The organism is Drancourtella massiliensis (assembly GCF_016900655.1).
Classification (GTDB): domain Bacteria; phylum Bacillota; class Clostridia; order Lachnospirales; family Lachnospiraceae; genus Sellimonas; species Sellimonas catena.
The window spans coordinates 65,149-78,046 of record NZ_JACJKH010000012.1; the positions used below are offsets into that span (position 1 = coordinate 65,149).

12 protein-coding genes are annotated in these 12,898 nt (G+C 45.6%); 2 read left to right on the forward strand and 10 right to left on the reverse strand.

Features of this window, described 5'->3' with window-relative positions; all coding sequences use genetic code 11:
* Positions 1 to 9 precede the first annotated feature (9 nt).
* The 10 genes from H6A32_RS08220 to H6A32_RS08265 all read right to left on the reverse strand — a co-directional run bounded on the left by H6A32_RS08220 (position 10) and on the right by H6A32_RS08265 (position 11,826).
* Positions 10 to 1,086 (reverse strand): GntR family transcriptional regulator, encoded by a 1,077-nt coding sequence (locus H6A32_RS08220; RefSeq protein ID WP_204864097.1) that lies wholly within the window; start codon positions 1,084 to 1,086, stop codon positions 10 to 12.
* Between the two features lie 167 nt (positions 1,087 to 1,253).
* Complete coding sequence (locus tag H6A32_RS08225) at positions 1,254 to 1,757, reverse strand: NUDIX hydrolase (protein ID WP_087167471.1); 504 nt, start codon at positions 1,755 to 1,757, stop codon at positions 1,254 to 1,256.
* 47 nt (positions 1,758 to 1,804) lie between these two features.
* Positions 1,805 to 3,412, reverse strand: a complete 1,608-nt coding sequence (locus tag H6A32_RS08230; protein ID WP_204864098.1) for a xylulokinase — start codon at positions 3,410 to 3,412, stop codon at positions 1,805 to 1,807.
* 179 nt (positions 3,413 to 3,591) lie between these two features.
* Complete coding sequence (gene ytvI / locus H6A32_RS08235; protein WP_242959064.1) at positions 3,592 to 4,737, reverse strand: sporulation integral membrane protein YtvI; 1,146 nt, start codon at positions 4,735 to 4,737, stop codon at positions 3,592 to 3,594.
* Between the two features lies 1 nt (position 4,738).
* Positions 4,739 to 5,344, reverse strand: a complete 606-nt coding sequence (gene yihA / locus H6A32_RS08240) for a ribosome biogenesis GTP-binding protein YihA/YsxC (protein WP_087167473.1) — start codon at positions 5,342 to 5,344, stop codon at positions 4,739 to 4,741.
* Positions 5,338 to 7,686, reverse strand: a complete 2,349-nt coding sequence (gene lon / locus H6A32_RS08245; protein WP_191433612.1) for an endopeptidase La — start codon at positions 7,684 to 7,686, stop codon at positions 5,338 to 5,340. The genes yihA and lon overlap by 7 nt, the downstream gene beginning before the upstream one ends.
* A 63-nt stretch (positions 7,687 to 7,749) precedes the next feature.
* The gene (gene clpX, locus H6A32_RS08250; RefSeq protein WP_087167475.1) at positions 7,750 to 9,000 is read right to left on the reverse strand and encodes an ATP-dependent Clp protease ATP-binding subunit ClpX; all 1,251 of its coding nucleotides are present in this window, start codon (positions 8,998 to 9,000) and stop codon (positions 7,750 to 7,752) included.
* 91 nt (positions 9,001 to 9,091) lie between these two features.
* Positions 9,092 to 9,673 carry an ATP-dependent Clp endopeptidase proteolytic subunit ClpP gene (clpP, locus tag H6A32_RS08255; RefSeq protein ID WP_087167476.1) on the reverse strand — a complete coding sequence of 194 codons (582 nt, stop codon included), beginning with the start codon at positions 9,671 to 9,673 and terminating at the stop codon, positions 9,092 to 9,094.
* Between the two features lie 29 nt (positions 9,674 to 9,702).
* Positions 9,703 to 10,989 carry a trigger factor gene (gene tig, locus H6A32_RS08260; RefSeq protein WP_087167477.1) on the reverse strand — a complete coding sequence of 429 codons (1,287 nt, stop codon included), beginning with the start codon at positions 10,987 to 10,989 and terminating at the stop codon, positions 9,703 to 9,705.
* 162 nt (positions 10,990 to 11,151) lie between these two features.
* Positions 11,152 to 11,826: a HAMP domain-containing histidine kinase gene (locus tag H6A32_RS08265; RefSeq protein ID WP_087167478.1), complete on the reverse strand. Its 675-nt coding sequence runs from the start codon at positions 11,824 to 11,826 to the stop codon at positions 11,152 to 11,154.
* 139 nt (positions 11,827 to 11,965) lie between these two features.
* Here H6A32_RS08265 and H6A32_RS08270 point away from each other — a divergent pair, with 139 nt between their 5' ends.
* Positions 11,966 to 12,409, forward strand: coding sequence for a CYTH domain-containing protein (locus H6A32_RS08270; protein ID WP_087167479.1), 444 nt, complete (start codon positions 11,966 to 11,968; stop codon positions 12,407 to 12,409).
* A gap of 103 nt (positions 12,410 to 12,512) precedes the next feature.
* Positions 12,513 to 12,893, forward strand: coding sequence for a helix-turn-helix domain-containing protein (locus H6A32_RS08275; RefSeq protein WP_087254544.1), 381 nt, complete (start codon positions 12,513 to 12,515; stop codon positions 12,891 to 12,893).
* Positions 12,894 to 12,898 lie beyond the last annotated feature (5 nt).

The window sequence follows — 12,898 nt, forward strand, 5'->3', positions numbered from 1 at the left end:
ATTGATTTATTATATATGTGTAATCACTTTCACGGAATTTCGCATAACCAGATCCGGCATAAGTTCCACCGTCTCAATGTCTCCGATTCCCTGTATCTTATCAATCATCATCTCAGCCGCAATCTTTCCAAGCTCCTGCACCGGATTATCGGCCGACGTAAACGGGATCTCACAGAATCTCGAAAGATCGGAATTGTCAATTCCCACAATGGAAAGATCATCCGGTATCCGGATTCCCTGATCCATACAGATACCAACCAGCTTGTTTGCGACCTCATCGTTATAGCAGACACAGGCCGTGCAGCCCTTGATCCGCTTCAGAATTCTACTGCAGTCGTCCCGCATCTCCGCGATCTCATCCGAGTCGATCCATACAACCTGCTTTCCTTTGACCTTGATATCCGCATCCATCAGCGCATCCACATATCCCGCATACCTCTGGTGCCCCTGACCATCGTCCGCCTTGAAAATCCCCGCTATATTGATATGCCCGCAGTCAAGAAGATGCTGCGTCACCATCCGCCCGGCCGCTCTGTCATTCAGGCTCACATGCGCAATATCAAGCTCCGGATAAAAACTGTTAATAAACAGAATCGGAACACCCATCCGCTCCAGCTCCTTGTATAGCTTCAGATTCGGATTCGGAATCCCGCTCTTTGTTGTCTCCGCAATCAGCCCGTCGATTGATCTCTCCCGAATAAAATCCTTCAGAATCATCCGCTCCTTCTCAATCGCATTATTAGACACGGCAAGCTGAAGAAAATATCCCTCATCCGACACTACCCGTTCAATCTCCTTTACAATCAACGGAAAAATATAGACATCCACATAGGTCGTCATCACCGCAATCCTCATGGAACGCTGTCTTTTCTGCTTTCCAATCTCAATATATGTCCCGCTTCCTCGGACACTCCGCACAATCTGTTCCTCCTCCAGCACTGAAAGCGCCTTCCTGATCGTCTGACGACTCACACCAAACCTCACCTGCAGCGTATTCTCGGACGGAAGCTTATCCCCCTGCTTCAGCCTGCCCTCACGCAGCTCTCCTCTGATCCACGCAACCACTTCTTCGTACTTCTTCTGCATTCCAAAGCCTCTCTTTCATTATACTACCACTATAACCCATTCACCTGTACAATACAAGTTGGAGTATTATCCAAACATGTCACGCACAATTTATACAAAATCCAAGATTTGTACTATTGAAATCTCCTGTTTTCAGTACAAATTTGTCAAAGGGGACGTGTTCCGGATCATCGGAACACGTCCCCAAAAATATGTACAAGATCTTTTTCGCCATTCAGGACTGCTTCCATGAGCTGATCCCCTTCATAACGAAGTTTCAGAGAGAAAAACGGTGCATCTTTTTGAATCAGGTCAAAGAAAATCCTATCTCCTTCCCAGAGATTCAGGCGGGAAATCTCGTCTTTTGGAACCCACTTCAGTACGCCTTCGTCACAATCCCGGATCTGCCCTCTAAATCCGTCTATCGTGTAAAGACAGATGTATTCCGGATCCTGTTTATCACAGATAAAGGTTAAAATTCCCCGGAATTTCATGGATGTCACGGTCAGGCCGGTCTCTTCTTCTGTCTCCCTCTTCATACAGTCTTCCGGGCTTTCTCCGTATTCGAATTTTCCTCCTATCCCGATCCATTTGCCTTCATTTACGTCCTGCTCCTTTTTTACGCGGTGAAGCATGAGATAGGCATCCTCTTTTTCGATATATCCCAGTGTTGTCATCTGTACTTTCGGCATGTCGTTCTTTTTGTCCTTCTTTCTTTTTTACCGATAGTATAGCACGTCTATTTCAGATGGTCTACTGCCGCTCGTTCAATCGGGAACCCTTCTTTGTACCGTTCAATAAAGGTATTAAAACCTGCCACATCTTCCGGATCCGCCTGCATCTCAATTCCTGTTTCTCCTGCAAATACTTTTTCTGCCAGGAAATCTGCCAGATTTTCATCTTCCTCACGATGCACCATATAGGATGCGAGCAGGGCAATTCCCCAGGCTCCGCCTTCTCCCGCGGTTTCCATAACGGAAACCGGTGTGTCAATTGCTCCGGCCAGAATACTCTGACCGACTCCTTTTGTCTTGAAAAGTCCGCCATGTCCCAGAATCCGGTCAAGTTCTACATGCTCTTCTTTAAGCATGATGTCCATTCCGACTTTCAATGCTCCAAGAGAGGTGTAAAGATGTACTCTCATGAAGTTTGCGAGATTAAAGCTGCTCTGAGGTGTCCGGACAAATAGCGGGCGCCCTTCTTCAAAGTTTGTAATATGTTCTCCTGAGAAATAATTGTATGCGAGAAGTCCTCCGCAGTCTTTGTTCCCTTCCATTGCTTTGCGATACAGGGTTCCATAGAGATCATCCATGCCAATTTCCATTCCAAAAGTCTCTGCGAACTCTTTAAATACAGATACCCATGCATTCAGGTCAGAAGTACAGTTGTTGCAGTGTACCATTCCCACCGGATCTCCGGACGGGGTGGTCACAAGATCAATCTCCGGATATACTTTGGAAAGTTCTTTTTCCAGTACTACCATGGCAAAAACGGAGGTTCCTGCCGATACATTTCCTGTCCTTGGCGCTACACTGTTTGTTGCCACCATTCCCGTGCCGGCATCTCCTTCCGGCGGGCAGAGCGGTACTCCTGCCTTCAGGTTCCCCGACGGATCCAGCAGCTTTGCCCCCTCTTCTGTCAGAGCGCCTGCATCCTCGCCTGCCAGCAGTACATCCGGAAGAATTCCGCTTAATTTCCACGGATATCCTTTCTCCGCAACAAGGGCATCAAATGTGTCGATCATTCCTTTATGAAACTGCTTTTCTTTGACATCAATCGGGAACATGCCAGACGCTTCCCCGACTCCAAGTACTTTTTTACCGGTCAGTTTCCAGTGAACATATCCTGCAAGCGTTGTAAAAAACGCTACGTCTTTTACATGTTCTTCCCCGTTTAAAACAGCCTGGTAAAGGTGGGCGATGCTCCATCTTTGAGGAATGTGGTACCGGAACAGCTCCGTCAGCTTTTCCGATGCATCCGCTGTGATTGTGTTTCTCCAGGTGCGGAACGGCACGAGAAGTTCCCCTTCTTTATCAAATGCCATATATCCATGCATCATACCGCTGAATCCGATTGCAGCAAGATTTGTGATCTTTGTTCCGTATTTTTCTGATACGTCCTGCGTCATGCTCCGGTAACTGTCCTGCAGTCCTGTCCAGATATCCTCCAGCGTATAGGTCCAGATCCCATGATCATAACGGTTTTCCCAGTCGTGGCTCCCGGATGCCACCGGTTCATTTTTTTCATTAATCAGAATCGCCTTGATCCGTGTCGATCCAAATTCGATTCCAAGCACCGCCTTTCCGTCTTCAATCATCTGTTTTGTATTTTGAGCATCGAATGCCATATGCCTTTCCTCCTTCAAGAATCACTTCCATTTTGTACTATTATATCATTCCGAATTCTCCCCAGCAATGAAACTTGTGCATCCTGCCCAAATTCGGATAAATGCCGAAAAAAGAGACAGGAGGTTTTCAAGTTGTACTGAAAAACTCCTGTCTTACTCTTTCGTCTATTTCTGCCGGACTAAGGTTCTTTCAGTGATGCAATTCCCCGCATCAGAATTCTAACATCATCCAGAATATAATCAAAGGCTCCTGCTTTGTACAGATTTAGAATAATCATTCCGATCGGAACTGCCAGAATCATGCCAAGCAGACTCCCTACCCGGTATCCGACATATAAAAGAATCAACGTAAGAAGCGGACTGAGTCCGATGCTGTCACCGACCAGTTTTGGCTGTATGATCTGTCTCACCAGCTGTGTAATTCCATAAATGATCAAAAGTGCTATCGCTATTTTAATATCCATTACAAAAAACTTATATACAGCCCACGGGATCAGAGCGGTTCCGGTTCCGAAAAACGGAAGGAAATCCAGAAAGGCGATTAAAATCGCAAGTAAGAAAGCATAATCCACACCAAGAATCAGAAAGCCGCACAATAGAATCAGTCCTACAACCGCCATAATTTTAAACTGCGCTTTAAAATAACCTCCGACCGCATACTTCAGATTGTACATAACCATTGACATTCTTGCTTCAATCGCTTTGGGTGCCACTTTTTTACTCCACTGTATGATTTCCTCCCTCTGGGCTGTAAAAAAGTAAGCCGATACAAGTGCTACAATAACAGACACAAGAATCCCCGGAATCCGTTTGACTACATTTCCCGTCGCTTCCACCGCCGGGTTTCCTATCCCTGCGATCACACCGCCTACTCTTTCATCCATATTCTGAATCAGACTGTTCCAGCCGTTTTGAATATTCTCGGGCAGCATCCTGTAAACTCCCTGAAACCGTTCTCCAATCTCCCGAAATCCCGCTTCCAGATCTTGATAAAGATCCGGAGCATTGTTAAGCGCCATCTGTATTTCCCGGGCCAGCTTTACGATTCCCAGATATCCGAGTCCTGCCACAATAGCGATCACCAGAATGATAATCAGGGCAGATCCCAGTTTTTTCTTGATCTTCACTCTGCTCTCCAGCCACCCCACAAGCGGATACGCCAGATACGCAATAAACCACCCGATAACAAATGGCATGAAAAATCCGATTGCCCGTACACCGATCACAATAAACAAGATCGTCCCCAGAAGACTGAAAAAAAGACTTGCGGCAACTTTCCAGTACGGCCTTTTATCTGTTTTCATTCCATCTGCGTCTTCCTGCATCCTACTCCTCCTTACTGTCAGCCCCGAACATTCTGGTCTCGGCAAACTCCCAGATTTCCTCTCTCCCCTGCTTTGTTTTTGCGGAAAACGGAATCACCTTTGTGCCGCTTACCAGATTCAGCCCTTCTCTGATCACCTTGAGCTGTTTTGACAGCTGACTTTTCTTGATTTTATCAAGCTTCGTAGCAATAATTACCGGTTCATACCCCTGATGTAAAATCCAGTCATACATCATTTTATCATTTTTTGACGGTTCGTGCCGGATATCAATCAGAAGGAACACCGCCTTAAGCATGGCAGACTGATGCAGATAGCGCTCAATCATCTTTCCCCACGCCTCCTTTTCTTTCTCGGAAACCTTGGCGTATCCATATCCCGGAAGGTCAACCAGATACATTTCCCCATTGATATTATAAAAATTAATCGTCTGTGTTTTTCCGGGCGTAGCCGAAATCCGGGCCAGAGACTTCCGGTTCATCAAAGCATTGATCAGGGAGGATTTCCCTACATTGGATTTGCCTGCAAATGCAATCTCCGGCTTGTCATTGACCGGAAGTTTACTGGTAATTCCACACACTGTCTCCAGAGCAACCTCTTTAATTACCATTGTTCTCCCTCCTGTTCTATTTTTTCTGCAAGTGCCGTATTTAGTACTTCTTCCATCCGTGAAACGAACCGGATCTCCAGTCCTTTTGTGATTTCCCTGGAAATTTCTTCCACATCCGCCTGATTTTCAGCCGGTACAAGCACACAACGCACGCCTGCGTTTTTCGCTGCCAACAGCTTTTCTTTTAGTCCTCCGATCGGAAGCACTCTTCCACGGAGCGTAATCTCTCCGGTCATGGCCACATCCGCCCGGACTTTTTTCCCGGTCACTGCGGAAAGGATTGCCGTGGCCATCGTAATGCCCGCAGATGGTCCATCCTTCGGCACTGCCCCTTCCGGAATATGTACATGAATGTCATGCTTTTCAAAAAAGTCTTCTTCGATTCCACAGCGGCCGCTGATGGAACGGATATAACTGATTCCGGCCTGCGCAGACTCTTTCATGACGTCACCCATCTGTCCTGTCAGCAGGAGATTTCCCTTTCCGGAAAGAACATTGACCTCAATCTGAAGTGTATCCCCTCCAACGCTTGTCCATGCAAGACCTGTCACAATTCCCACTTCATCCTGGCTGTTTGCCATATGATAGTGGTATTTTTCTTTTCCAAGATACTGTCCCAGATTCCGTTCCGTGATACGTACCCGCTTTTTTCCCGACTCCAGAATCTCCTTGGCCGCCTTTCTGCAAAGCTCCCCAATGGTTCGCTCCAAGGTACGGACACCGGCCTCTTTCGTGTAATTGCGGATGATTTTCCACAATGCTCCATCCGAAATACTGAGAAGTCCACCTTCCAGCCCGTGACGCTCCAGCTGTTTCTTCATCAGATGCTCTTTCGCAATGTGCATCTTTTCATTTTCCGTATAGCTGGAGACCGAAATCACTTCCATTCTGTCAAGAAGCGGTCTTGGAATCGTCTGAAGGGTGTTGGCGGTTGTCACAAAGACAACTTCCGAGAGATCCAGCGGTACTTCCAGATAATGATCCCGGAATTTTTTATTCTGTTCCGAATCCAGAACCTCCAGAAGTGCGGAAAAGGTATCACCTTTATTATAATCAGTGCTCACCTTGTCAATCTCGTCCAAAAGCATCACGGGATTTTTGACCCCCGCTTTCCGAAGCCCATCCGCGATTCTTCCCGGCATCGCTCCTACATAGGTCTTTCTGTGTCCCCGGATCTCCGCCTCATCTCTGACACCTCCGAGAGAGATTCTTACATAAGGCTTTTTCATGGACTCCGCAAGGGATTTCGCAATGGATGTTTTTCCAGTTCCCGGAGGTCCCACAAGACACAAAATAGAAGATCCGCTGCGTTTTGTCAGTTCTCTGACCGCCAGATATTCAAGCACCCGTTCTTTGACTTCTTTCAGACCATAATGCTCTGCCTCAAGAATCTCCTTGGCATGTTTCATATCGGTATATTCCTCCGCCCTTTTATCCCAGGGCATCTCCAGCATTGTCTCAAGATAGGTACGGATGACTCCTGCCTCGGTCGGGTTGTTTACTGTATTTTTAAACCGGCGTATTTCTTTTGCCACTTTCTCGTGTACTTCCTCCGGAGCCTGCATTTTCTTTTCTGCTTTTTCGAATTCTTCCGCGTCGGACAATGTTCCGTCCTCTCCCAGCTCTTCACGGATATATTTTAACTGTTCTCTCAGAATGTATTCCCGCTGGCCTTTGTCGATCCGCTCTCTGACTTTCTTTTCAATTTCTGCGGTAATATCTGCCGCCCGTGTATCTTCCTCGATCCTGGCTACAAGCGTATAGTAGCGTTCCAGAAGATCATCTTCATCCAGCAGTTTCTGAAGTACAACGGAATCCAGTCCGATCCCTGCCGCCGCTTCTCCTGCCATTTCATAGACATCATCAAGCTTCAGGATATCCCGGATCACTCCTTCCGGAACACGCCGTGTCTTTTTTACATAAATCTTCAGGGCATCTGTCAGAATTTTTTTCATTCCCTCCAGAGATACCCCTTCCGGAAGGTCCGGACGCTTTTCCTGACAAATGGAAATATCTGCCTCCCAGTATCCTTCCACCTCACGCATCTCTCTTAACACTGCCCTCTTTTCACCGTAAACCATCACTCTGAGACCCTTTTGAGGCACCCGCACAACCTGCCGGACTTCCGCCAGCACACCGGTACGGCATAGTTCCTCTTTCTGCGGCTCTTCAGTTTTATCTTCTTTCTGTCTGATCAGGAACACCTTCTGTCCTGCAAGCATTGCCTGCTGAACACCTTCCATGGATTTGATCCTGACAACATCAAAATGTACTGCCATACCCGGGAAGACGGTCAGGCCCCGGATCGGCACCATTGGTATATGATTGATCTGTTCTGTCATTAATTCCTCCGTATTTTACAAAAGGTGCAGGTATAATTACCTGCACCTCTCTCATTCTGTCTATTATGCACTTTCAGATTCACGTTCTTCATGCTCGGTCTTTGGCAGGCTCTTTCCCTCAACAGCATCTTTGGTAATGATGCATGTTTTCAGCGTCTCATCCGATGGAGCCCTGTACATGATGTCCATCATGACGTTTTCCATTATCGCTCTTAATCCTCTGGCTCCGGTATTTCTTGCAATCGAACGGTCCGCAATCGCCTCAAGCGCATCTTTATCAAACTGCAGGCTGACTCCGTCGAGTTCCATCAGTTTCTGATACTGCTTCACAATCGAGCTCTTTGGCTCTGTCAAAATCTGAATCAGTGCCTCTCTGTCAAGAGATTCCAGTGCGACAATCACCGGAACACGTCCGACGAATTCCGGAATAAGGCCGAATTTAACAAGATCCTGCGGCAGTACCTGATTTAACAGTCTGTCCAGATTGTCTTCATGATTGGTTGCAATTTCCGCATTAAATCCTATGGATTTCTGGTCGATTCTCTTTTCGATGATCTTGTCAATCCCCTCAAACGCTCCGCCGCAAATGAAAAGGATATTGGACGTATCAATCTGATACAGCTCCTGATGCGGATGTTTTCTTCCGCCCTGCGGAGGCACGGATGCAATCGTACCTTCAATGATTTTCAGAAGCGCCTGCTGTACCCCTTCTCCTGATACATCTCTTGTAATGGATGGATTTTCGGATTTTCTTGTAATCTTGTCAATCTCATCGATATAAATAATTCCGTATTCTGCTCTTTCTATATCACCGTCAGCAGCCTGAATAATCTTCAAAAGAATGTTTTCCACATCTTCTCCGACATATCCCGCTTCTGTCAGCGTCGTGGCATCCGCAATCGCAAACGGCACATTCAGCACTTTTGCAAGCGTCTGTGCAAGAAGCGTCTTTCCGCTTCCGGTCGGTCCAAGCATAAGAATATTGCTTTTCTGCAGTTCCACTCCCAGATCTTTTTCCGCCTTAATCCGTTTATAATGATTATATACAGCAACGGAAAGAACCTTTTTTGCTTCCTCCTGACCAATGACATAGTCATCCAGAAAGCTTTTTATTTCCTCCGGCTTCAAGAGATTAATCTCTCCAAGCCCGTTGTCTTCGTTCTCATATTCGAATTCTTCCTCTATAATTTCGGCACAGATCTCGATACATTCATCACAGATGTAAGCACCGTTTGGTCCCGCAATCAGCTTGCGCACCTGTGACTGTGTCTTATTACAGAAGGAACATCTTACCACATCTTCTTTTAAAGCCATTCTCACACCTCATTTATATACTTTCCGCATTGTATTATGAAACACGGAAAGGGGATGCCCCAAGCACATGGGACAGCCCCTTGTTTCCCCTTTACCGGCTCGTGATGACCTCATCAATTAAACCGTATTCTTTTGCTTCCTCAGCAGACATGAAATTGTCACGATCCGTATCACGGCTGATCGTTTCCAGTGTCTGCCCGGTATTCGCTGCCAGAATTTCATTCAATTTCCGGCGGGTTTTCAGAATATGCTCTGCAGCAATCTGTATCTCTGATGCCTGACCCTGTGCACCACCTGATGGCTGATGAATCATGATCTCAGCGTTCGGAAGCGCAAGACGCTTCCCTTTTTTCCCTCCGGAGAGAAGGAAAGATCCCATACTTGCAGCCATTCCAATACAGATCGTAGACACATCACACTTGATGTACTGCATCGTATCATAAATTGCCAGACCTGCCGTCACAGAACCGCCCGGACTGTTGATGTATAAATTGATATCCTTTCCCGGATCCTCTGCTTCCAGGAACAGGAGCTGTGCAACAATCACACTCGCTGAAGCATCATTTACCTCACCGTCCAGAAAAATGATTCTGTCTTTTAAAAGTCTTGAGTAGATGTCGTATGAACGCTCTCCACGGCTTGTCTGCTCAATGACATAAGGTACTAAACTCATGCAATATGCCTCCTTATTATTTATGTCTCTTATTCTTCTACCGCATTATCAACAAGGAATGTAACAGCTTCCTGAACAGCCATGTCCAGTTTCATCTGTTCTTTTTCTTTTTCTCCCATGAATTCTTTCAGCTTGTCTGCTTCCATCTTGTAAGCATCAGCCATCTTCTGGATTTCCTCGTCGATTTTCTCATCGCTGATTTCGATGTTTTCCGCTTTTACGATCGCTTCCAGAACAAGTCTTGTCTGAATTCTCTTTAATGCCTGCGGTTTCAGCTCATCTGTCATCTTCTCAGCTGTCATTCCTGTAAACTGGAAGTACTGATCAAGAGTCAGCCCCTGCTGCTGTAATCTCTGAGCAAAATCATTTGCCATCTGTCTTACTTCTGTGTCAACCATGGCATCCGGAATATCCATCTGCGCGTTTGCAACAGCTTCTTCTACTGCTTTGTCTTCCTGTTTTCTCTTGCCTTCTGCGATCTTCTGCTCTTTGATCTTTGCCTTGATGTCTGCTTTGTAAGCGTCCAGAGTTTCAAACTCGGAAACTTCGGATGCGAACTCGTCATCCAGCTCCGGAAGTTCTTTTACTTTGATCTCATGCACTGTACATTTGAAGACTGCTTCTTTTCCTGCCAGGTCTTTTGCATGGTACTCTTCCGGGAATTTTACATTCACTTCTTTTTCTTCTTCCAGGTTTGCGCCGATCAGCTGCTCTTCAAATCCCGGGATGAATGCTCCGGAGCCGATTGTCAGCGGGTAGTTTTCTCCTTTTCCGCCTTCAAAAGCAACACCGTCTACAAATCCTTCAAAGTCAAGTACAACTTCGTCTTTATCCTGAACCGGACGGTCTGTCACAGAAACTGTTCTTGCGTTCTTTTCCTGTTCTTCAACAAGTTTTGCTTCGATCTCTTTCTGTGTCACACGGTTGGAAATCTTTTCAACCTTTAATCCTTTGTATTCTCCTAATGTAACTTCCGGCTTTAAAGCCACCTCAGCTGTAAAAATAAATGGTTTGCCTTTTTCAATCTGTACGATATCAATCTTCGGCTGTGATACGATCTCAAGATCCTCTTCATCATATACTTTTCCGTATGCTTCCGGAATCAGCTGGTTTGCAGCGTCATCATAGAAAACTTCCGGTCCGTACATTTTTTCGATCATCTGGCGCGGCACTTTTCCTTTACGGAATCCTGGGATGCTGATGTTTTTCTTCTGCTTGTTGTAAGCTCCCTGGAGTGCTTTTTCCAGTTCTTCGGCAGAAACTTCGATCGTCAGTTTCGCCATGTTGTGTTCCAGTTTCTCTACTTGTAAACTCATTTACATTTCCTCCTAAATCTTATCGTATATGCGAAAAGTCGGCAGACTTATCTACATTACACTGATTGTATGAGTATACCATATTCTTATTCGAATTTCCAGTCTTACCTTTACTTTTCCTCATATTTTCGCCGTTTTCTGCCGGAAGACGCATTTTGACTCTTAGTCCGTGCTGCCGACTTCGTCCATTCGGAAAAACTGTTCCAGAAGTGTCTGGTATTCTTCCTCACTGACCGAATAGGTGTTTCCGTCATCTGCCTCCACTTTCACAATCACGGTCTCCGGATCGGAGTACTGCATATTCAGGTACGCTTCTTCCAGAAGATCATATGCTCTGAATAAATAATCATACTGCATCATCTCCTGAATTTCTTCTTCTGTTCCTTCATATCCTCCGTTCTGCGCGGACTGTTCAATTTCCTTTGATGCCTCCTGCAGCGCAGGTACGTAATTGACAAACAGATCTACCGGCTGAATCTCCACAGATACTTCGTACTCTTTTGAATCTGTCTTCTCCGCTTTCTGCACATCATATTTCATCACACTGAAAATCTCTTTTACAAGTGTTTCGTACTCATACAATGTATAATCACTGAGTTCATCATAACCGGATGTCAGATAATCATAGACAAACTGATCGACAGCCGCCTCATAATCCTGTTTCAGTTCATATTCGGATGTATCCATGATTCTGGACGCCTCCGTAAATTCCCCCTGGAGTCTCTCATCGAGTACGGCTTGTACATACCCTGCTGCATCAAAGTCTCCACCGCATCCGGCAAAGGCCATCATGCCGGCAAGGACCGCAGCCGCCAAAGCACAGGCTTTTTTTCTCATGATTTTCTCCTCCTTGTTCGTTTTTGATTCTATCAGACTCTATAAAAAAAAGCAACCTAAGTCCGTTTTCCCTTGTTTTCCTTCCGCAGTACATTTATACTGAAAGAACAGATCATACTATTACAAGGAGGAAACATTTGTGGAAATTGAACGTAAATACCTCATCGAATCCTGCCCTCTGCCTCTGGAAGATTTTCCATATCATGAGATGGAGCAGGGCTATCTGAATACCAGTCCCGTTGTTCGTATCCGCCGGTCGGACGAGGATTATACATTGACCTATAAATCCAAAGGCCTGATGGTCCGCGAAGAATATAACCTTCCTCTTACAAAGGAGGCCTATGAACATCTTCTTACCAAAATTGACGGAAGACTGATTCAGAAAAGACGTTATCTGATTCCTCTCGAATGCGGACTGACAATCGAACTCGACTGTTTTAAGGGAGACCTGGCTCCGCTTATGCTGGCAGAAGTAGAATTTCCTTCTGTAGAGATGGCCGATTCCTTTACTCCGCCCTCCTGGTTTTCAGAAGATGTAACGTTTTCTGTTCTTTATCACAACAGCACATTAAGCAAATTATAAATAGCAACGTTTTGTTGCTTTTCTTTACATAGATACATTTTGTGGCATTATCTGAATTTTTACATAGAAACTGATATACTGTTTCTAAAAATGGAGGTATGCCATGGCAAATGTACAGCTTGCAAAGAATCTCAGGACTCTTCGCAAAAAATACAACTACACACAGAAACAACTCAGCTCTATCCTGAACATTACCAGACAGGCGTACTCTCACTACGAACAGGCGCTCAGAGAACCGGACCTGTCTACTTTGATCCGTTTTTCTGATTTTTATAAAATCACGCTTGATGAACTGGTCGCCGGTGTCATTGATGCCGATCAGATTCAAGAATCCTTTCCGGTCTATCAGTATCATCTTTGCGAAACAGAAGATCAGAAACACTCAATCTGCTTAACGGATCCGGAAATCGACCTTATTATGAAATACCGGTACTCCTCTGAAAATGACCGTCAGATTGTTCGTGGATTTCTGAAAGACAAATAATCCCC

Bases quoted from the DNA above. Each gene is read 5' to 3' on its own strand.
- H6A32_RS08220 (WP_204864097.1), bottom strand. From the start codon at position 1,086: ATGCAGAAGAAGTACGAAGAAGTGGTTGCGTGGATCAGAGGAGAGCTG.
- H6A32_RS08225 (WP_087167471.1), bottom strand. From the start codon at position 1,757: ATGCCGAAAGTACAGATGACAACACTGGGATATATCGAAAAAGAGGAT.
- H6A32_RS08230 (WP_204864098.1), bottom strand. From the start codon at position 3,412: ATGGCATTCGATGCTCAAAATACAAAACAGATGATTGAAGACGGAAAG.
- ytvI (WP_242959064.1), bottom strand. From the start codon at position 4,737: ATGCAGGAAGACGCAGATGGAATGAAAACAGATAAAAGGCCGTACTGG.
- yihA (WP_087167473.1), bottom strand. From the start codon at position 5,344: ATGGTAATTAAAGAGGTTGCTCTGGAGACAGTGTGTGGAATTACCAGT.
- lon (WP_191433612.1), bottom strand. From the start codon at position 7,686: ATGACAGAACAGATCAATCATATACCAATGGTGCCGATCCGGGGCCTG.
- clpX (WP_087167475.1), bottom strand. From the start codon at position 9,000: ATGGCTTTAAAAGAAGATGTGGTAAGATGTTCCTTCTGTAATAAGACA.
- clpP (WP_087167476.1), bottom strand. From the start codon at position 9,673: ATGAGTTTAGTACCTTATGTCATTGAGCAGACAAGCCGTGGAGAGCGT.
- tig (WP_087167477.1), bottom strand. From the start codon at position 10,989: ATGAGTTTACAAGTAGAGAAACTGGAACACAACATGGCGAAACTGACG.
- H6A32_RS08265 (WP_087167478.1), bottom strand. From the start codon at position 11,826: ATGAGAAAAAAAGCCTGTGCTTTGGCGGCTGCGGTCCTTGCCGGCATG.
- H6A32_RS08275 (WP_087254544.1), top strand. From the start codon at position 12,513: ATGGCAAATGTACAGCTTGCAAAGAATCTCAGGACTCTTCGCAAAAAA.